Source organism: Paraburkholderia sp. HD33-4, assembly GCF_021390635.1.
Lineage (GTDB): Bacteria > Pseudomonadota > Gammaproteobacteria > Burkholderiales > Burkholderiaceae > Paraburkholderia.
Map to the genome: position 1 here is coordinate 236,913 of NZ_JAJEJS010000001.1, position 19,887 is coordinate 256,799.

A 19,887-nucleotide genomic window follows, 5' to 3' on the forward strand; every position below is an offset into this window, starting at 1 on the left:
AACGCTAGCAGCACAACGCGGCGGACTCCGCACGGCGGCTGGCCGTTACGCAGGCTCGCGCGGCATGCGGATTGCGGCCGATGGTTCGACGCCCCCGGTTGCACACGTTCGCGATGCTCGTCGAGCCTCGCCGCACGTGGCGCTGGGCGGCGCGCTTTTCCGTTCAGACGGATTTTAGCAGGTGCTAATATGTTCAATGAGCTGCCCGCGAGGGGCCGTGGCCGCCGCGCGTTGCCGGCGCCGCGCCCAGGCGCGCGCAGTGGCAGCCCTTGGGACGCTCGTGCGCTCACCCGACATAACGAAAAAGGGAACAGTCATGCTGATTACTTTCAAGTGCCACGCCTGCCCGGACGTGATGATGCTGGAGAATCTGGCGCAGTATCTGGTCGGCATTGTCGGCAAACGCCTTGGGCAGCGGGGCGTCATCACTCACGACGAACTGGGCCCGGCCATCGAGAAGCTCGAAGCGGCGATCACCTCGGACAAGCAGGAGCGCGCCGAGCACGAGGGCCATTTCCACGAAGGCGAGGACGGCCGCGATCGTCATGAAATTCCGCCCGGACTCGCGCAGCGCGCATATCCGTTCCTCGATATGCTGCGCGCGGCGCAGAAGGAAAACGCGGATATCGTCTGGGGACTTTGATTTCTGCCGGGTCCCGGGCGCCACGGTGCGCTCGGAACGGGTATTCATCAGCGCTTCTTTTACGCAGCCAAACAAAAGAGCCCGCTCGACGCGGGCTCTTTGTCATTCAGAGGGCGTGTCCGGCGTGCCACTCATTGGCTCGCGGAGGCCGCCGACGCTGCCGCGCCTTTTTTGGTCTTTGGCTTCTTCGCCTTTTTGACGTGCGGCTCGGTCGGCGGCGAGTAGGAACTGACCGCGCTCGAGCCGCCCGGCGCGGCGGGTTGCGCGAGCGCCACGGAAGCGCCCGCGGCCAGCGAAACAGCAGTCAATAACAGCGTCAGCTTCTTCATATGATTCTCTCCGGAGTCGGTTGCAATCTTGATGAGCCGGCGCGTTGTGCTCGCGCCTGACGGGATGAAAGCCGACTCAGTCTACAAAGCCGAAATTGCCGTGGCGCCAAATATTCAGTCTTTCGAACTCGATATAGTCGCGCACGGGCGATGCGCGGCCCGGCCGGATGGCCTTCGGGCCACGAATCGCTTCGCGTTCAAAGCAACGGCGCCAACGCGCGCTCGGCATCCGCTTTCGACAGGGACATCCGCTGCGCGTAGTCGTCGAGCTGATCCGCGCCGATCTTGCCGACCGAGAAATAGGTGCTGTCCGGATGCGCGAGGTAGAAGCCCGACACGCTCGCCGCCGGCAGCATCGCCAGCGATTCGGTCACGCTCATGTTGATTTCGTTCGCCTGCAGCACGTCGAACATGTCGCGCTTGACGAGGTGGTCGGGACAGGCCGGATAGCCGGGCGCCGGACGGATGCCGTGGTATTTTTCGGCGATCAGTTCGTCGTTGGAGAGGCTTTCGCTGTTCGCGTAGCCCCACAGGTCGCGCCGCACGCGCGCGTGCATCGCTTCGGCGAATGCTTCGGCGAGCCGGTCCGCGAGCGCCTTCAGCATGATCGCGCTGTAGTCGTCGTGATCCTTCTCGAACTGCTTCTCCTTCACGTCGACGCCCAGACCCGCCGTCACCGCGAACATACCGATGTAGTCGGCGACGCCCGAATCCTTCGGCGCAATGAAGTCGGCGAGCGAGCGGTTGGGCCGCATCACCCCGTCGACCACCGGCCGCACGCTCTGTTGACGCAGATTGCGCCACGTCAGTGCGACTTCGGTGCGCGATTCGTCCGTGTAGATTTCGATGTCGTCGTCGTTCACCGTGTTGGCCGGCAACAGCGCGATCACGCCGTTGGCCTGCAGCCAGCGGCCCTGAATCAGGCGCGCGAGCATCGACTTGCCGTCCGAGAACACGCGCCGCGCGGATTCGCCGACGATCTCGTCGTTGAGAATCGCCGGGTACGGGCCGGCGAGATCCCACGTCTGGAAGAACGGACCCCAGTCGATATAGTTCGCGAGCTCGTTCAGATCGAAGTTCTTGAAGACCCGGCGGCCGATGAACTTCGGCTTGACCGGCTGATAGCCCGCCCAGTCGATCTTCGTCTTGTTGGCGCGCGCTTCGGCGAGCGTGACCATCGGCTGCGCTTTTTTGTTCGCGTGCTGATCGCGGATGCGGCTGTAGTCGGCGTTCAGTTCGTCGATGTACTTCGCGGCGCCCTCGTCGGACAGCAGGCTCGAGGCCACCGATACCGAGCGCGACGCGTCCGGCACGTAGACCACCGGCCCTTCGTAGTGCGGCGCGATCTTCACCGCGGTGTGCACGCGCGAGGTCGTCGCGCCGCCGATCAAGAGCGGAATCTTCTTCACGCGGAAGTAGTCGTCGCGCTGCATTTCCGACGCGACGTAGGCCATCTCTTCGAGACTCGGCGTAATCAGGCCCGACAGCCCGACGATATCCGCGCCCTCGACCTTCGCCTTGGCGAGGATCTCGTTGCACGGGACCATCACGCCCATGTTGACCACTTCGAAGTTGTTGCACTGGAGCACGACCGACACGATGTTCTTGCCGATGTCATGCACGTCGCCCTTGACGGTTGCGATGACGATCTTGCCCTTCGCGCGCACGTCGCCGCCAGCCGCCGCGAGCTGGCGCTTTTCTTCCTCGATGAACGGGATCAGATGCGCGACCGCCTGCTTCATCACGCGCGCCGACTTCACGACCTGCGGCAGGAACATCTTGCCCTGGCCGAACAGGTCGCCGACGATGTTCATGCCATCCATCAGCGGACCTTCGATCACGCTGATCGGACGGCCGCCCTGGGCGGCGATCTTCGCGCGCACTTCCTCGGTGTCTTCGACGATGAACGTCGTGATGCCGCTCACCAGCGCGTGCGCGAGACGCTTTTCGACCGGCTGGTTGCGCCACTCGAGGTTCTCTTCCTTCTTCGCGGCGCCGGTCTTGAACTTGTCGGCGATTTCGAGCAGGCGGTCGGTGCCGTCTTCACGGCGATTCAGCACCACGTCTTCGACGCGCTCGCGCAGTTCGGGATCGAGTTCGGCATACACGCCGAGCTGCCCCGCGTTGACGATGCCCATGTCCATCCCCGCCTGGATCGCGTGATAGAGGAACACGGTGTGAATCGCCTCACGCACCGGGTCGTTGCCGCGGAACGAGAACGACACGTTCGACACGCCGCCGCTCACCTTCGCGTACGGCAGGTTCTGCTTGATCCAGCGCGTCGCCTCGATGAAGTCGACCGCGTAGTTGTTGTGCTCCTCGATGCCGGTCGCGACCGCGAAGATGTTCGGATCGAAGATGATGTCTTCGGGCGGAAAGCCGACTTCGTTGACGAGAATCTCGTACGAGCGCCGGCAGATTTCCTTCTTGCGCGCGAACGTGTCGGCCTGGCCCTGTTCGTCGAAGGCCATCACGACGCTGGCCGCGCCGTAGCGGCGAATCAGCTTCGCATGATGAAGGAACTGCTCCTTGCCTTCCTTCAGCGAGATCGAGTTGACGATCGCCTTGCCCTGCACGCACTTGAGACCCGCCTCGATCACCTCCCACTTCGACGAGTCGATCATGATCGGCACGCGCGCGATGTCCGGCTCCGACGCGATCAGATTCATGAAGCGCACCATCGCCGCCTTTGAATCGAGCATCGCCTCGTCCATGTTGATGTCGATGACCTGCGCGCCGTTCTCGACCTGCTGGCGCGCGACGGCCAATGCTTCGTCGAACTGATTGTTCAGGATCATTCGCGCGAACGCCTTCGAGCCGGTCACGTTGGTGCGTTCGCCAACGTTGATGAAGAGCGTCCCGGACGTGACGTTGAACGGCTCGAGGCCGGCAAGGCGCATGGTGTGATCGGTCATGGCGTGTGTGCGAGTCGGGTGCGTGCGTTAAGGGACGTGCTGGGCGTGCTGGGAGCCCGGGTCAACTGCGTCAGGTCGGCTCAGGCCGCGTCGCGATACTGCGTCGGCCACTTGCGCGGCTTCAGCTCGGCGAGCGCCTTCGCGATCGCCGCGATGTGCTCGGGCGTCGTGCCGCAGCAGCCGCCAGCGATGTTCACGAGCCCAGCCTGGGCGAATTCCTTCAGCAGGCCCGAAGTATCCGCGGGCAATTCGTCGAAGCCGGTGTCGCTCATCGGATTCGGCAGGCCGGCGTTCGGATAGCACGACACGTAGGTGTCGCACAGCTTCGCGAGTTCGGCGATGTACGGACGCATCAGCGCCGCGCCGAGCGCGCAGTTCAGGCCGAACGTGAGCGGTTTCGCGTGACGCAGCGAGTTCCAGAAGGCCTCGACGGTCTGGCCCGACAGAATGCGGCCCGACGCATCGGTGACGGTGCCGGAGATCATGATCGGCAGACGCTCGCCGGTGTTTTCGAACAGCTCGTCGAGCGCGAACAGCGCGGCCTTCGCATTCAGCGTGTCGAAGATCGTTTCGACGAGGAACAGGTCCGCGCCACCGTCGAGCAGCGCTTTCGCCTGCTCGTAGTAGGCGGCGCGCAGTTCGTCGAAGGTCACGTTGCGCGCGCCCGGATCGTTGACGTCCGGCGAAATGCTGGCGGTTTTCGGCGTCGGGCCGATCGCGCCGGCGACGAAGCGCGGCTTGTCCGGCGTCGCGTATTTGTCGCACGCGGCGCGCGCGAGCTTCGCCGATTCGAGATTCATTTCGACGGCGAGCGACTCCATGCCGTAGTCGGCCTGCGCGACCGTGGTCGCACCGAACGTGTTGGTTTCGATGATGTCCGCGCCCGCCGCGAGGTACTGCTCGTGAATCTCGGCGATGATCTGCGGCTGGGTGATCGACAGCAGTTCGTTGTTGCCCTTGATGTCGCGCGCGTAGTCCTTGAAGCGCTCACCGCGATAGCTGGCTTCGTCGAGCTTGTAGCGCTGGATCATCGTGCCCATCGCGCCGTCCAGGATCAGGATGCGCGAGTTCAGCAGCGCGGGAAGCGCTGCGCCGCGGGTGTAGGCGGGCTCGGAACGGACTGGCGTGGCGGATTGAGCAGGCTGGGTCATGGCGGACGAGGGCTTGCGCCGGCGTTGGCGGAAAACCTGTCATTGTAGCCGCTGCCGCACGGATGCGCCCGGCTGGGAGGAGGGCGTCCGGCCCGGTCGGCAAAATCGACCGACTAAAACGCGGCGCGCGAAGAATGCGGAATCGCTAACAAACGAAGCAACAGGAATCGTGGTGCAGCAATAAAAAAAACGGCGCGGCAAGCCGAAGCCTGCCGCGCCGTTTTGTTGCTGCCGACCGCCTGATGAAACCCGCCGGCAAAGCCGCGCGGTGCGGTCGATCGATGTCGCCAGAGCGCCAGCTAAACCCCTCCGCTCAATGCAGGACCACCGGTTGATGCATCAGACTGTCGAACTGACCGAGGAATTCGTCGACCTCGTCGAGCGTCGGCTCGCCTTCGATCAGCTTCTGCACATGCTCGCGAAACTGTGCTGCCATTGCACCGTCGATGTAGATTTCGCGCTGCATGTTCTTGTCGACAATCTCGTAGCCGCCCGACTTCATGGCCAGCGGACCTTCCTGCGGAGGAAACTCGACGACACAGTAGTTAGGGCTGTTATAGATCATTTGCATGGCGACACTCCTTATTTCCGTTGGGCTCCTGCCCTTTTCTGCAACGTAGGTGGAGCATGTGAGATGGAATTCAAGGGGTGGGTCCGGACGACGCACTTAAAAAACTCCGGACCTGACGGTTAGACTCGCCGCTCCAGAAACGATTCAAGCATCGCGGCAAAACGGTGCGATTGCTCGATTGGCGCAAGATGCGCGGCGTCCAGCAACTCGAAGCGGGCGCCCTCGATCGCCTCCGCTATCGCCTGCGTAGCAGCAGGTGGCGTGCCTGTATCGTGACGTCCGGCAACTGTCAGTGTAGGACACCGGATCGCGCCTTGCCGGCCGCGCAGGTCGAAATCGCGCAGCGCCTCGCAGGCCATCGCAAAACCTTCCGGCGAGGTGCGCGCAAATGCCTCACGGATCGGCTCGACCGCTTCGGGATGCCCGGCCTGGAAATCGGGCGTGAGCCAACGCGCGAGCGTCGACGGTAGCAGCGCCTCCATGCCGTCGCTGCGCGCGGTGTGGGCGCGCTGATTCCACAACTCACGGTTTTCGGGCGGGGTGCCGCCGGTGCTGTCGGCGATGGTCAGCGTGTCGATGCGTGATGGATGGTCGAGCGCGAATTGCTGCGCGATCATGCCGCCGAGCGACAGGCCGACCAGGTGCGTCGTCCGCGCGCCGAGCGCATCGAGCAGTTTGGCGAGATCGTCGGCCAGTTCGCGCATGCCGAACGGCTCGCGCGAAACCGCGCTGTGGCCGTGGCCGCGCACGTCGTAGCGCAGCACCGTGTAATCGTCACGAAAATACCCGGCCATCTGATCCCAGATGGAAAGATCACCGCCCAGCTGATGGATGAACGTGAGCCACGGGCCGCCCCCTTCGTTGCTGAGCACGTAGCGTGTTTCGATACCGTTGATGTTCACTTGCATGCAGACTCCTTTGAAGGAAACGCAGTGAAAAAGCGCGGTGGGTCGCCCCGTTAGTGCGAACGGGGGTTCCAATGACGTGCGAGTCAACGTTGCAAAGGAAGTTTCGCTGATCTTGAGCAAATCTGCTCGTGACACTCTGTCACGACAGGTGTCACGGTTTGATGATCGTTGGAGCGGTCGAATCGACCGGTGCGGGTGGGGCGACCTCGGGCGTTACTGCCGATGCGCCGGCCGGCGCGGCGGTTGGGTTGGCGGCGTCCGCTGGCGTCGACGTTGCAGGACTTGTGGCAGAGGGCGTGGCAGGTGTGGCGCCGGTGGTGGCGGTGGTGGTGGTGGCGGGCGCTGCGTCCGAGGCTGGCGTGGCCGCGCCACCATTGCCACCGTCATCCGACGACACCCCATCGACATTCAGTTTGCCGCGCCACACCAGTTCGAACTGCGTACCGTTCGGCTCCGTCTGCAGGATGCGCACGGGCAGCCAGCCGAGCGACGGCGCGAGCCACACGTCGATGCGGCGCTGGTCGCCATCGTGCCGCGGCAGACGTTTGAAATGACGCGTCTGCAGATAGCCCTGCGCCGCGCGGATCGTCTCGTCGCCGATCGTCTCGATGGGCCAGTTCTCGCCGCTATCGGTATCGACGACGAAAAACTGTCGCGTCACGCCAGGCTTATACGCGTCCGGATCGCCGCGCACGAGGCTTGCGAGCTGCATCACGACGCTGAAGCGGTCCTGCGCGCCGTCGGGCAACGGCAACGAGGCGGGTGTGCGCGTGAAGCCGATTTGTTTGTCGTTGCGATTGAAGATCGCGATGTCTTCCGCGCGACGGCCACGCTTTTCGCTGTACTGCGCCGGCGCGAGGCCAAAGGCATCGATGCCGCCGTGGCTCGAAAACACGAACGGACCGACGAACGGCAGCGGCACCGATACGACCATTTCGTAGCTCTGCGCGTTGCTCGCCCAATGGATCGTGCCGGGCGCGTTGCGCACGCCGTTGTAGAACGTGTCGTAGTCGAGTTCGGCCGATGGCGGTACCGAAAACTTCACGCCCTGCGATGCTGGCGGCGCGCTGGCCGCGGCAGGCGCGCTCGCGGCGCCGCCGCTGGCATTCGCGTGGGCCGCTTCATTCGCGCTTGCGGCCGCGGGCGGCGCGCTAGCCGCCACCTCCGAGGCCGGTGTGGCCGCCGGCTCGTTCGGTTTGGCCGGCTGCAACGCGGTGAGCACATGGTGCTCGCGCGGCCGACTCGCCGCGGGCTTGTGTGCGGGCGCGGGCGGATGCGCGGCGGGTGCGGCCGGCTGTGGCGCCGGTTGGCGCTCGACCCTCTCGGGCGTCAGCAGCGCGACCTGCACCGGCACGTGCTCGTGATCCGCCGGATTCAGATTCACGCGAGCGCGCTCGAACCATTGCGCAGCGATCCAGTGCACAAGCGCGACGGCCGCCAGAACCGCAAGCCAACGCCACGCGCGCGCGCCGCGTCCCGGCCCGCTGCCGAAAGCCGGCAGGCGATCACGACGGCGGTTGGTGGAAGCAAAATCCATCGGCGCTTGAATGTGTGAGTGCTTGAACGACTCGGCCCGTATCAGCCGTCTTCGCTACGCGGTGCCGCGCTATAACCGAGTTCGTACGACAGCTTGCGCGCGCATTCGCGCAACGCGGTATCGATCTCGCCGCCCCAGCGGATATCGAACGCACCCTCATGGCCGAGCGCGACCAGGCCGAGCGCAAGTTCGCCGGTCGAATCGAACACCGGCATCGAAAACGCGTGGATCGTCGGCAACAGCATGCCTTCGACGCGCGCGGCCTCGTGCTCGCGCACCTCGGCGAGCACCTTGTCGACGTCGTCGCGGGTGCGCGGCGCGCCGCTGTAGGACGAGCGCCGCGAGTCGGCCAGCTCGCGCTCGAGCATCGCGGCGGTCTTGCCGGACGGCAGGTAGGCGGCGAACAGCAGACCGGTCGCCGAGCTGAGCAAGGGCATCACGTCACCGAGCTTCAGCGACGCCTTGGCCGGATAGCTCGACTCCATCCAATGCACCATCGTCGGTCCCTGGTTGCCCCACACCGCGATGCCGACGGTCAGGTCGAGCCGGTCGCGCAGTTCGGCAAGCGCGATGCGGGCGAGCTTCACGCCGTCGACGCGCGCAAGCCGCGCGAGCCCCAACTGCAAAGCGAAGCCGCCGAGTTCGTAGCGGCCCGACAGCGGGTCCTGCGCGACCACGCCGAGACGCAGAAAGCTGACCAGGTAGCGATGCGCCTTCGCCGGACTCATGCCCGCGCGCTGCGCGAGATCGCGCAGCATCATCGCGCGCGGTTCGTGGGTCAGCACGTCGAGCAGCCTGAAACCGACCTCGATCGACTGGATGCCCGAGCGCAGCTTTTCTTCGCCGGGTTCGCCGGTTTCGTCATCGGCGCCGGTTGCGTCGGTGATGTCGGCGCAGGCGAGCAACTCGTCGGCGGACGCGGGGTCGGTGCGGGAGCGGATCGTGCCGGAGCGGGCGTTGGCGGACATGTGCAAAAGGCGCGTAATGGCGGTAGTGACGGTGACAACGACGACGAACACGCAGATATTGGGCCGCGCCGATTCACCATCGTAGAATAGATTCCTTCCATCGTCACTAATACACGGTTCACTGCTCTATGAAACTTGCCTCGCTGAAGGACGGCACGCGCGACGGTCAACTGATCGTCGTGTCCCGCGACCTGCACACGGCGGCCATCGCCGACGCGATCGCGCCCACGCTGCAGCGCGTGCTCGACGACTGGGCCTTCTACGCGCCGCAACTGCACGACCTCTACGACGCGCTGAATCAGGGCCGCGCGCGCAACAGCTTTTCGTTCGACGCGAAAGAGTGCATGGCGCCGCTGCCGCGCGCGTTCCAGTGGGCCGACGGCTCGTCGTACGTGAACCATGTCGAACTCGTGCGGCGCGCGCGCGGCGCGGAAATGCCGCCCGAATTCTGGACCGACCCGCTGATGTACCAGGGCGGCAGCGACGACTTCATCGGTCCGCGCGACGACGTCGTGTGCGCATCGGAAGAGTACGGCATCGACTTCGAGGCCGAAGTCGCGGTCATCACGGGCGATGTGCCGATGCGCGCGACGCCGGAGCAGGCACTGCGCGGCGTGCGGCTGGTGACGCTCGTCAACGACGTGTCGCTGCGCCACCTGATCCCGGCCGAACTCGCGAAGGGCTTCGGCTTTTTCCAGAGCAAGCCGGCCACCTCGTTCGCGCCGGTCGCGGTGACGCCCGACGAGCTCGGCGAACACTGGCGCGAGGGCCGCGTGCATCGGCCGATGATCGTTCACTGGAACGGCAGGAAGGTCGGCCAGCCCGACGCGGGCACCGACATGGTGTTTCACTTCGGCCAGCTGATCGCGCATGCGGCGAAAACGCGCAATCTGCGTGCTGGTTCGATCGTCGGTTCGGGCACGGTATCGAACAAGGACGCGAAACGCGGCTACTGCTGTATCGCCGAGAAGCGTTGCCTCGAAACGATCGAGCACGGTGCGCCGCAAACCGAGTTCATGAAGTATGGCGACACCGTGAGGATCGAAATGTTCGACGCGGCGGGCAAGTCGATTTTCGGCGCGATCGAGCAGAGCATCGCGCCGCTCGAATGACGGGCGGCGGTGACGCGGTAGCGCGTTGACGCGGCGGCACGCGCGAAAGGGTTTCGCCCGATGCCGCCACCTGCTCGCGCGGCTAAACTGACTGGCGCGCCGGCTGGGACGGCGCGAATGGCGCGAACGGCGGATAGCGCGCAGCAACGCATCGGTAGCACATCGGCAATACATCACAACGAAAACCCGACGTGAGGAGACGGCATGCCGCGATTGGACTTCCCCGCAGCAGGACATCGGCGCGCTTGCGCGTCGCCCGTTCAAGCGCGCACGTACGCGCGTGGCATGCGCCAACGCGGCCGGCGCTTCGCGCGGCGCGCCGCGACGCTGTGCGCCGCGCTCGCCTGCGCGTTGCCGCTGACATCGTTCGCGCAGGTGAAGATCGGCCTCGTGCTGTCGCTGACCGGACCGGCCGCGTCGCTCGGCATTCCCGCGCGCGACACGGTCGCGTTGCTGCCCAAACAGATCGGCGGGCAGAACGTCGAGTACATCGTGCTCGACGATGCATCGGACACCACTCAGGCGGTGCAGGACACCAAGAAGCTCATCAGCGAAAATCACGTCGACGCGATCATCGGCTCGTCGATCACGCCGAATTCGCTCGCGATGATCGACGTAGTCGCCGAGGGCGAAACGCCGATGATCTCGCTCGCGTCGTCGGCGAAAATCATCGAGCCGGTCGACGCGAAACGTCGCTGGGTCTTCAAGACGCCGCAGACCGACGCGATGATGGCCTCGGCGATCGCCGAGCATGCGAGCGGACACGGCGTGAAGACGATCGCGTTCATCGGCCAGGCCGACGCGCTCGGCGAGACGTTCTACGCCGAGGTCGCGAAGTTCGCGCAGCTGCATCACATCGACGTGGTCGCGAGCGAGCGCTTCAATCGCACCGATCCGAGCGTGACCGGCCAGGTGCTGAAAATTCTCGCGACCCACCCCGATGCGGTCGTGGTCGGCGCGGCCGGCACGCCTGCCGCGCTGCCGCCGAAAACGCTGCGCGAGCGCGGCTACAAGGGCGTCATCTATCACAACCACGGCGTCGGCAACAACGACTTCCTGCGCGTGTGCGGCGCCGATTGCAACGGCACGTTCCTGCCCGCGAGCCCGGTGCTGGTCGCCGCGCAATTGCCGGCCGATCATCCGGCGAAGCGTCTCGCGCTCGAGTACATCGCGCGCTTCGAGGCTCTGCACGGCGCGGGCAGCGTGTCGGCGTTCGGCTCGTACACGTCGGACGCGGGCGCGTTGCTCGAGCATGCGATTCCGCTCGCGCTGAAGGCCGGCGCGCCAGGCACGCCGCCGTTTCGCCGCGCGCTGCGCGATGCGCTCGAAGGAACCCGCGGACTCGCGGATACCAACGGCGTCGTCAACATGAGCGCGGCCGATCACCTCGGGCTCGATCAGCGCGCCCGCGTGATGGTCGAAATCACGAATGGCAAGTGGCTTTATCAGCCGCATTGAACGGGTCGCGGCGTCTCGCGCGCGACTGAACGAATCTCCTACGGATTGCTCATCATGCCTCAGTCATCGCAACCGAACGACGCGTACTACGCGCACTACCAGTCTCTGCGTTTGCAGCGTCATCCGCACGGCGTGCTCGAAGTCGTAATGAGCGGCGAGGGCGCGAATAAAAGCGGGCTCGCGACCGCGAACGCGCGCATGCATTACGAACTCGCGGAGATCTGGCGCGACATCGATCGCGATCCCGACACGCGCGTCGCGATCATTCGCGGCGAGGGCAAGGGCTTTTCGGCCGGCGGCGATCTGCAGCTCGTCGAGGACATGGCGAACGATTTCGAGGTGCGCACGCGTGTGTGGCGCGAAGCGCGCGACCTCGTCTATAACGTGATCAACTGCGGCAAGCCGATCGTGTCGGCGATGCATGGTCCGGCGGTCGGCGCGGGGCTCGTCGCCGGGCTGCTCGCCGATATCTCGATCGCGGCGAAGACGGCGCGCATCATCGACGGGCACACGCGCCTCGGCGTCGCCGCGGGCGATCATGCGGCGATCGTGTGGCCACTGCTGTGCGGCATGGCGAAGGCGAAGTACTACCTGCTGCTGTGCGAGCCGGTGAGCGGCGAGGAGGCGGAGCGCATCGGGCTCGTGTCGCTCGCCGTCGACGAAAGCGAGCTGCTGCCGAAGGCGTTCGAAGTCGCGCGCAAGCTCGCCGACGGGTCGCAGACCGCCATCCGCTGGACCAAGTACGCGCTGAACAACTGGCTGCGCACGGCGGGGCCGGCGTTCGATACGTCGCTCGCGCTCGAATTCATGGGCTTCGCGGGGCCCGACGTGCGCGAAGGCCTGAGCTCGTTGCGCGGGCGTCGCGCGCCTGATTTTGGCGCTGGCGGTCCACGTAACGACGAACAGTCTTGATGTCATACCCCACACGGTATGATCGAATCAACGCGCGCGGCGTCGCGCGCTCTACCTATCATCCAGCACCGAGGCGACAACCATGACCGACACCACTGGCTCCGCGCCGCCCTTTCCCGGCTTTCCCGGTTTTCCGCCCGCTGAAATGCTCGATCGCATGTGGAGCATGATGCGGCTGTCGCCGTTCGGCGCCGCCATGACGGGCGCGCAGCCGGCTGGCGGCACCACTCCGTCGCTGTCGATGATGTCCGACATGATGACGCCGCTCACGAGCGTCGAGGAACTCGACAAGCGCATCACCGACATGCGCGCAGTCGAGCAATGGCTGAAGCTGAATCTGAGCATGCTGCAGTCGGCGACCCAGGCGCTCGAAGTGCAACGTGCGACTCTCGCGACACTGCGCGCGTTCGGCGCGTTCGCGCAGTCGTCGATATCGCAGGCGGCGGCGGCTGCGTCGGGTCCGGCCGCGAGCGACGCACCGAGCCCCGCACCGAGCCCTGCGCCGGCGCCGAGCTGGGCGAAGCCGGCCGAGCCGGCGCCCGAAAGCGCCGCGCCGGCCGACAGCGACGCAGAGGAAGCGCCCGCGACGCCTGCTTTCGATGCATCCGCGTGGTGGAATCTGCTGCAATCGCAGTTCAACCAGATCGCACAGTTCGCGATGACGCAGCCATCCGTCGCGGTTGCCGCGGCGGGCGGGGGCACGCAGGGCACGCCGGAACCCGCAAAGGCGGCGGATGCGTCGGGCGCGCAAGCGCCGGCCGCCGCCGCGCAAAGCGCGAAGCCCGCCGCCAAACGGCCGGCCGCGAAGCGCGCCGCGCCGTCGGCCAAACGCGCGTCCGGCGAGGGGACGCGCGCGGCAACGCCGAAAAAATCGACCTGAACGGGCGGTGCGGGAAACGCGCCGACACCCCGTGCGACAGCGACGGCAAGGCAAGGACAAATGGAGCGCGGCCGGGTCCGCGCTTTCTCTACCCGTTGCTCCACGAATGACTGCGCGATGACGAAGACGACTCATCGCCGCCGTTTTTGCGGTATTCCCGCACCGGCGATTTCCACCCGCGCAAATCGCCGACTTTATTGAGAGAAGTCAATACCACAGCGCGCTCGCGCCGCTTCTGTCACGGGTTTCGTGGGAGGCGCATGCTATCATTGTGTAAGCTTGATCTGGCTTTGGGGCGTGCGCTGAAAACAACCAATCCCGCCGTCCTCGCGTCATTCGCAAACCGGCTCGACCTCAGGCAAAGGGTATTCCTCACCCACGGTTGGCCGCGACGCCCGATTCACGATTCACGCGCCAATACAACAGCCCGGACTTCTTTGCTGCCCGATGCCTCTGGGTGGCCGGTTAACGCGTAAAATTGAATGCTTGGCCGATAAACGGCACGCCCGTTCGTCGTAGGTAAAAACGGCTACACGTAGCAACAGACACACACAGTATGTGCAGAACAGGGGTGGGACTATGAACACCATGCTTTATCCGGAACTTTATAAATCGCTCGAATCCGTTCGATGGGACATGGAGAAGGACATTCCCTGGGACAAATTCGATGCATCGCTATTGACCGACGAGCAGGCCGCGACGATCAAGATGAACGCGATCACCGAATGGTCGGCATTGCCCGCCACGGAAATGTTTCTGCGTGACAATCATCACGACAGCGATTTCTCCGCATTCATGAGCGTGTGGTTCTTCGAGGAGCAGAAGCACTCGCTGGTGCTGATGGAATATCTGCGCCGCTTCAAGCCGGAAATGTGCCCGACCGAAGAGGAACTGCACGCGGTGCGCTTCGAGTTCGATCCCGCTCCGCCGCTTGAAACGCTGATGCTGCACTTCTGCGGCGAAATCCGCCTGAATCACTGGTATCGCCGCGCCGCCGAATGGCACACCGAGCCGGTCATCAAGCACATCTATGAAACCATCTCGCGCGACGAAGCGCGCCACGGCGGCGCGTATCTGCGCTACATGAAGAAGGCGATGACGCAAACCGGCGACATCGCGCGTGCCGCGTTCGCGAAGATCGGCGTGCTGATGGCGTCGGCGCGTCGCACCGAAAAGCCGCTGCACCCCACCAACCTGCACGTGAACCAGGCGCTGTTCCCGCGCGACACGATCCAGTCGCGTCTGCCGGATCCGGAATGGCTCGAACGCTGGCTCGACGAGCAGATCCGTTTCGACGACGGCTGGGAAAAGAAGGTCGTCGAGCGCATTTTGCACAACCTGTCGCTGTTGTTCGAACGCACGTTCAACACCGCGCAGGAACTGAACCGTTATCGCAAGGAAGTGGTCGCGCGTCTGCAAGCCGCTGAACAAAACCCGGCGCAGCAGCCGGCGTAACGGCTGGAGCGGTTTTAGCACCGTTTCAAAAGGCGGTCCGGCAAGCGTGAGCTTGCCGGACCGTTTTGCTTGGCGCCGTCCTGCGTGTATCGTGACGGCACCTCGCATTCCTCTTCCCGCAATTCCTTAACTCCCCAACTCTGTGACCGTGCGATGACCGCCATCTTTGAACGCAAGATTCTGACGCGCGATGCCCTGGCGAAGCTGCGTCCTTCGCTGCGCGCGCCCGTCGTGTTTACGAACGGCGTGTTCGATATCCTGCATCGCGGTCACGTGACCTATCTGGCCGACGCGAAGGCGTTGGGCGCGTGCCTGATCGTCGGTGTCAATAGCGACGCATCGGTGCGGATGCTGGGCAAAGGCGACGACCGGCCAATCAATAACGAGGCCGACCGCATGGCTTTGCTCGCGGCGCTGGAAAGCGTCGACTACGTGGTGGGCTTTGGCGAGAAGACGCCGGTGGAGCTGATTTCCGCGCTGCGCCCGGACGTGCTCGTGAAGGGCGGCGACTACGACATGGACGCGCTGCCCGAATCGGCTCTCGTGCGCGGCTGGGGCGGCAGGGCGCTCGCGATTGCGTTCGAGCACGATCGCTCGACGACCGCGCTGTTGAAGAAGGTGCGCACGCAGGGTTGATGCCGTGCGCTGCCGCGGCAACGCGCAGCGGACGGCTGGACCGCTAACCGTACGCGTCGCTCACCTCATCACTCTGGCAGCTCCGAGGTCGAAATTGGCGCCTGCGGCGCGGGTCCGCCGACCACCGCCTGATCGGACGCATCGGCGGCGCTGACGGGCCGCACCTTTAGCCAGTCCGGATGAATCTGGCGGGTCAGATAATTCGGCTCGCGTCCGCGGGAAGTGGTTGACGGGCCGAAGGCGCCACGCAGCGCGACGAAAGCCAGCACGTTGACAACAATCAGAATGGCAATCGGCCAGCGAAGCATCGTGGGTGTTTCCAATCCAGAGAGAAGTTGAGCCTGGGGCGACAAGGAGAAACCCGGGCCGGAGAACGGGCGGCCAATTGCGCGCAACTCAGCCGCACGCGCTCCCCGTCAATCACCCGCACGCGGTCGTGAGTCGAACGCTAGCCGCGGCCGGCAATCAACCGCTTTGGTGCACCGAATCCTCGGCTGCGATCAGCGCAAGACCCGACAGAACCAGCGAATCGTGGCGAGTATGCGGCACTTTCAGTGCGCTCGCCACTTCGTCGGCGGCGCCGCCGCTGACCACGAGACGCACCGGCACCCGCCACTCATCCTGCAGATCGCGCCACATGCGCTCGATCAATCCCGCCTGTGCCAGCGTGCAACCCGCCGACAGCGAGCGCGGCGTATCCGTCGCGAAGAACGGACCGCGACGGGGCGCGTCGGCGGTATCGGCCGGGTCGAGCAGACCGCGTGCATGGGCGGCGTCGAGCGTCGGCAGTTGCGCGGTGTGCTCACCGAGCGAGCGCATCATCAGCGTCCAGCCCGGCGCGATCAATCCGCCGATAAACGCGCCGTCCGCGCGCAACGCTTCGAGCGTCGTCGCGGTGCCGAAGGTCGCGAGCAGTAGATGTTCGCCGGGAAACGCCGCGTGCGCGCCGATCATGCCGGCCCAGCGGTCGCTGCCGAGCGAGTGCGGTGTCGTATAGCAATTGGTCACGCCGCATTGATGCGCGCTCGCGCGGATCGTCGTGAGCGGCAGTTGCGGCCAGTGAGCGTCGACTAGCGCGGCGATGTGCGTCGCCACCTCCGCGCCCGCGACGTTGGAGAGCCAGGCGCCGCATGGCGCCGGCCAGTCGGTCCAACCGGGTTGCAAACCAGAACGTCCATGAGACGCGGCAACGTCGTCATGCGCTAGCGCACCGCTCGCCAACTGCGTCCCGTCCGGCTGCACGAGAGCCCACTTGATCCGACTGTTGCCCGCGTCGATCAACAGATACGGCGCGCGCTGCGTCATGCGACACCGTCGGCGAGGCGCAGCGACACGTCGCCGGTCGCGATGCTCTGGCGGCCTTCGGCCGTATCGAGCAGCAACTGGCCGCGTTCGTCGACGCCCGCGGCCACGCCGCGCGCGAGCTCCTGGCCTTGCTCGATCAGCACGACCTCGCGGCCCGCGTATGCATGCACAGCGTTCCACCGCGGCTGGAACGGCGCGAAGCCTTCGGCGCCGAAGCGCTGCAGCATCGGTTCGAGCGCGTTCAATTCGGCTGCCAGCGTATCGGTCAGATTCGCGTTCGGCAGCGCGCGCTGCAACGCGGTCGGCACGGTGCCGCGCGCCTGCGGCGGTACTTCGGCGTTCAGCGCGCCGACCTTCGCGGCGAGTTCATCGGCGCCCTTCACGTTGGTGCCGATGCCGATCACGACCGCGCTCGCGTCGTCGGTGCTCCACGCGGTTTCGATCAGGATGCCGGCGAGTTTGTCGCCCTCGAGCAGCACGTCATTCGGCCACTTCAGCGCGATCTGTCCGGGACCGGCGACCGGCAGCGAGCGCAGCCCCTCGACGAGCGCGACGCCCACCGCGAGGCTCAAGCCCGCGAGCCCTTCGAGCGGTCGTGGCAAGACGCACGCGACCGAAAACAGCAGCGCGTTGCCGGGCTCCGCGTACCACGGGCGCCCACGGCGGCCGCGCCCGGCGGTCTGCAGATACGCGACACGCACGATCGGCCGCGGCAGCGCGTTCGCGCGTCGCGGGAGTGCTTTCATGTGGGTCATCAGATCGGCGTTGGTCGAGCCGGTTTCTTCGACGATTTCGATCGGCCAGTCGTGCGCATGCGCGCCGAACAGCTGGACCGCGCGTTCGCGATCGATGCGCCAGTCGGTCGACGCCGACGACGAGGCCGCGCTTGTCGCAGCGGGCGGGGAGGCGGGAATCTTGGAGGCATTCATGATTCATATTGTAGCCACAGCGAACTCGCCCGGGACCCGAATCCGGACTGGCGAAGAGCGACGCGAATCGATGTGCATCAGTGCGGACCGGCGGCCGAGCCTTCGTTACAATGGCCCCTAATCCGATAACCAGATTCACGCGATCCTTGAACTACGACACTCCGCCCGGCCTTGAAGTCGCGGCCGGCAGCCAAGGCAAGATCGTCCGTCTCTCGGGCCAGTGGACGGCGCTCGCGCTCGCGCGCGATCGCGCCACCGGGCAGGTGATTCCGCAACTGCGTTCGCTGACCGGTGCGCAGGGCATCGGCGGGTGGGACCTGTCGCAAGTCGACAAGATGGACCACGTCGGCGGCCAGGCACTATGGCGTGTGTGGGGCCGCAAGATGCCGCCGGGCACTGCGCTCACCGACACGCAGCGCGACATTTTCGAGCGCATCGCGCTGCTCGACACGGTGCGCGAGAGCGCCGAGCCCGTCACGCGTTTTGATCCCTTCACGCGTCTCGGCCTCGGGCTCTTCTCGTTCGTCGAGCACATGCACGGCGGCGTCGCGATGCTCGGGCGCTTCGTGCTCGATCTGCTCGCGATCGTGCGCAAGCCGAAAATCACGCCGTGGACCGAAATCTCCGCGAACATCTACAACGCCGGCGCCCGCGCGCTGCCGATCACCGCGCTGGTCGCATTCCTGATCGGCATCGTGTTGAGCTATCTGTCGGCACAGCAATTGCGCATCTTTGGCGCGAACCAGTTCATCGTCAATATTCTCGGCCTCGCGGTGATCCGCGAGCTCGGCCCGGTGCTGTCGGCGATTCTGGTGGCGGGCCGCTCGGGCTCGGCGATCACCGCGCAGATCGGCGTGATGCGCGTGACCGAGGAGCTCGACGCGATGCGCGTGATGGGCATCCCGCACGGCCTGCGGCTGATCCTGCCGCGCGTGATCGCACTGGCCGTCGCGATGCCGCTGCTGGTCATGTGGACCAACGTGATCGCGTTGACGGGCGGCGCGCTCGCCGCGAAGCTCGTGCTCGGCATCGACATGAGCTTCTTCGCGCGGCAGCTGCCCGCCGTCGTGCCGATCGCGAACCTGTGGATCGGCCTTGGCAAGGGCGCGGTATTCGGTATGCTGATCGCGATCGCCGGCTGTCATTTCGGCTTCCGTATCAAGGCCAATTCGCAGAGTCTCGGCGAAGGCACGACGACCTCGGTGGTCACGTCGATCACCATCGTGATTCTCGCGGACGCGGTGTTCGCGATCCTTTTTCAGAACGTGGGGCTCGGATGATCGCGCCACTAACCGAAGCCGTACGCGGCCAGCCCGTACCGTCGATCGCCGAGCCGGTGATCGAGGTGATCGACATCACCAAGCGCTACGGGCGCAACATCGTGCATCAGCATCTGAGCCTCGACGTGCGGCGCGGCGAGATCGTGTCGATCGTCGGCGGCTCGGGCTCGGGCAAGACCACGCTGGTGCGGCAGATACTCGGCCTCGAGCGGCCGTCGCGGGGCACGATCAAGCTGTTCGGCGAAGACCTCTCGACGATCTCGCCCGAAACCGCGCTGCTGATGCGCAGCCGCTCCGGCATGCTGTTCCAGCGCGGCGCGCTGTTCTCGTCGCTGTCCGTGTTCGACAACGTCGCGCAACCGGTGCGCGAGCTCGGCAAGGTGCCCGAAGACCTGCTGCGCGACATCGTGATGCTGAAGTTAGAAATGGTCGGGCTGCCGTGCAAGCACGCGTCGAAGATGCCGTCGGCGCTGTCGGGCGGCATGATCAAGCGCGTCGGCATTGCGCGCGCCATCGCGCTCGAACCCGAACTGCTGTTCCTCGACGAACCGACCGCCGGCCTCGACCCGGAGGCGTCCGACGAATTCGTCGAGCTGATCTCCGGGCTGCACCGCGCGCTCGGTCTGACGGTCGTGATGGTCACGCACGATCTCGACACGATGGTCGCGCTGTCGACGCGCGTGGCCGTGATTGCCGATCGCAAGGTGCTCGTCAACGCGCCGGTCGAGGAGGCCGCGGGCGTCGACCATCCGTTCATCCGCGAATATTTCCTCGGCCTGCGCGGGCGCCGCGCGCTGCAGGCGCTGCCGCCCGAGCGCCGCGCGAAGCTGCCGCAGGCGGCGCTCGAGCCGGCGTCGTCCGAATTGCCGCTGTGAGGCCGGCCGCCATCAAGCGGACC

Annotated in this window: 18 protein-coding genes and 1 pseudogene; 9 read left to right on the forward strand and 10 right to left on the reverse strand. The window is 65.6% G+C overall.

The genetic code is table 11. The features are described from left to right. Positions 1 to 316 precede the first annotated feature (316 nt). Positions 317 to 643 (forward strand): DUF1840 domain-containing protein, encoded by a 327-nt coding sequence (locus L0U84_RS01075; protein ID WP_018419249.1) that lies wholly within the window; start codon positions 317 to 319, stop codon positions 641 to 643. Positions 644 to 774: 131 nt separating this feature from the next. On the opposite strand, the gene L0U84_RS01080 is transcribed toward L0U84_RS01075, so the two are convergent. The 7 genes and pseudogenes from L0U84_RS01080 to L0U84_RS01110 form a co-directional block, all read right to left on the reverse strand. After that, the gene (locus tag L0U84_RS01080) at positions 775 to 972 is read right to left on the reverse strand and encodes an acid-shock protein (protein WP_233846484.1); all 198 of its coding nucleotides are present in this window, start codon (positions 970 to 972) and stop codon (positions 775 to 777) included. Positions 973 to 1,169: 197 nt separating this feature from the next. After that, positions 1,170 to 3,899, reverse strand: a pseudogene (gene metH / locus L0U84_RS01085) (methionine synthase); the annotation flags it as partial. Positions 3,900 to 3,967: 68 nt separating this feature from the next. Beyond that, the gene (locus L0U84_RS01090) at positions 3,968 to 5,038 is read right to left on the reverse strand and encodes a homocysteine S-methyltransferase family protein (RefSeq protein WP_233846487.1); all 1,071 of its coding nucleotides are present in this window, start codon (positions 5,036 to 5,038) and stop codon (positions 3,968 to 3,970) included. A gap of 313 nt (positions 5,039 to 5,351) precedes the next feature. Next, the gene (locus L0U84_RS01095) at positions 5,352 to 5,609 is read right to left on the reverse strand and encodes a BTH_I0359 family protein (protein WP_233846488.1); all 258 of its coding nucleotides are present in this window, start codon (positions 5,607 to 5,609) and stop codon (positions 5,352 to 5,354) included. Positions 5,610 to 5,728: 119 nt separating this feature from the next. Beyond that, positions 5,729 to 6,517 carry an alpha/beta fold hydrolase gene (locus L0U84_RS01100; RefSeq protein WP_233846496.1) on the reverse strand — a complete coding sequence of 263 codons (789 nt, stop codon included), beginning with the start codon at positions 6,515 to 6,517 and terminating at the stop codon, positions 5,729 to 5,731. A gap of 151 nt (positions 6,518 to 6,668) precedes the next feature. Then, positions 6,669 to 8,054, reverse strand: coding sequence for a DUF3108 domain-containing protein (locus tag L0U84_RS01105; RefSeq protein ID WP_233846511.1), 1,386 nt, complete (start codon positions 8,052 to 8,054; stop codon positions 6,669 to 6,671). Positions 8,055 to 8,095: 41 nt separating this feature from the next. Next, on the reverse strand, positions 8,096 to 9,022 hold the full coding sequence (locus L0U84_RS01110) for an IclR family transcriptional regulator (protein WP_233846513.1): 927 nt from the start codon (positions 9,020 to 9,022) through the stop codon (positions 8,096 to 8,098). Positions 9,023 to 9,150: 128 nt separating this feature from the next. Here L0U84_RS01110 and L0U84_RS01115 point away from each other — a divergent pair, with 128 nt between their 5' ends. The 6 genes from L0U84_RS01115 (at position 9,151) to rfaE2 (ending at position 15,475) form a co-directional block, all read left to right on the forward strand. Beyond that, positions 9,151 to 10,134, forward strand: a complete 984-nt coding sequence (locus tag L0U84_RS01115) for a fumarylacetoacetate hydrolase family protein (RefSeq protein WP_233846515.1) — start codon at positions 9,151 to 9,153, stop codon at positions 10,132 to 10,134. Positions 10,135 to 10,338: 204 nt separating this feature from the next. Next, positions 10,339 to 11,592 (forward strand): ABC transporter substrate-binding protein, encoded by a 1,254-nt coding sequence (locus tag L0U84_RS01120; protein ID WP_442793963.1) that lies wholly within the window; start codon positions 10,339 to 10,341, stop codon positions 11,590 to 11,592. A gap of 54 nt (positions 11,593 to 11,646) precedes the next feature. Further along, positions 11,647 to 12,504: an enoyl-CoA hydratase/isomerase family protein gene (locus L0U84_RS01125; RefSeq protein ID WP_233846517.1), complete on the forward strand. Its 858-nt coding sequence runs from the start codon at positions 11,647 to 11,649 to the stop codon at positions 12,502 to 12,504. 82 nt (positions 12,505 to 12,586) lie between these two features. Continuing rightward, positions 12,587 to 13,384, forward strand: coding sequence for a PhaM family polyhydroxyalkanoate granule multifunctional regulatory protein (locus tag L0U84_RS01130; RefSeq protein ID WP_233846519.1), 798 nt, complete (start codon positions 12,587 to 12,589; stop codon positions 13,382 to 13,384). Between the two features lie 579 nt (positions 13,385 to 13,963). Next, a complete protein-coding gene (locus tag L0U84_RS01135; RefSeq protein WP_233846534.1) occupies positions 13,964 to 14,839 on the forward strand; it encodes a ferritin-like domain-containing protein in 876 nt (291 codons plus the stop codon). A gap of 153 nt (positions 14,840 to 14,992) precedes the next feature. Next, the gene (gene rfaE2 / locus L0U84_RS01140; RefSeq protein ID WP_233846536.1) at positions 14,993 to 15,475 is read left to right on the forward strand and encodes a D-glycero-beta-D-manno-heptose 1-phosphate adenylyltransferase; all 483 of its coding nucleotides are present in this window, start codon (positions 14,993 to 14,995) and stop codon (positions 15,473 to 15,475) included. A 68-nt stretch (positions 15,476 to 15,543) separates the two neighbouring features. Here the strand turns inward: rfaE2 and L0U84_RS01145 are convergent, their stop codons facing one another. The 3 genes from L0U84_RS01145 to L0U84_RS01155 all read right to left on the reverse strand — a co-directional run bounded on the left by L0U84_RS01145 (position 15,544) and on the right by L0U84_RS01155 (position 17,709). Then, the gene (locus L0U84_RS01145) at positions 15,544 to 15,783 is read right to left on the reverse strand and encodes a hypothetical protein (RefSeq protein ID WP_233846538.1); all 240 of its coding nucleotides are present in this window, start codon (positions 15,781 to 15,783) and stop codon (positions 15,544 to 15,546) included. Between the two features lie 157 nt (positions 15,784 to 15,940). Further along, the gene (locus tag L0U84_RS01150; protein ID WP_233846541.1) at positions 15,941 to 16,780 is read right to left on the reverse strand and encodes a type III pantothenate kinase; all 840 of its coding nucleotides are present in this window, start codon (positions 16,778 to 16,780) and stop codon (positions 15,941 to 15,943) included. Then, positions 16,777 to 17,709 (reverse strand): biotin--[acetyl-CoA-carboxylase] ligase, encoded by a 933-nt coding sequence (locus L0U84_RS01155; RefSeq protein WP_233846543.1) that lies wholly within the window; start codon positions 17,707 to 17,709, stop codon positions 16,777 to 16,779. Before L0U84_RS01155 ends, L0U84_RS01150 begins: the two co-directional genes overlap by 4 nt. A gap of 146 nt (positions 17,710 to 17,855) precedes the next feature. Here L0U84_RS01155 and L0U84_RS01160 point away from each other — a divergent pair, with 146 nt between their 5' ends. Next, positions 17,856 to 18,989 (forward strand): MlaE family ABC transporter permease, encoded by a 1,134-nt coding sequence (locus L0U84_RS01160; protein ID WP_233846545.1) that lies wholly within the window; start codon positions 17,856 to 17,858, stop codon positions 18,987 to 18,989. After that, positions 18,986 to 19,864, forward strand: coding sequence for an ABC transporter ATP-binding protein (locus tag L0U84_RS01165; protein ID WP_233846547.1), 879 nt, complete (start codon positions 18,986 to 18,988; stop codon positions 19,862 to 19,864). The genes L0U84_RS01160 and L0U84_RS01165 overlap by 4 nt, the downstream gene beginning before the upstream one ends. Positions 19,865 to 19,887 lie beyond the last annotated feature (23 nt).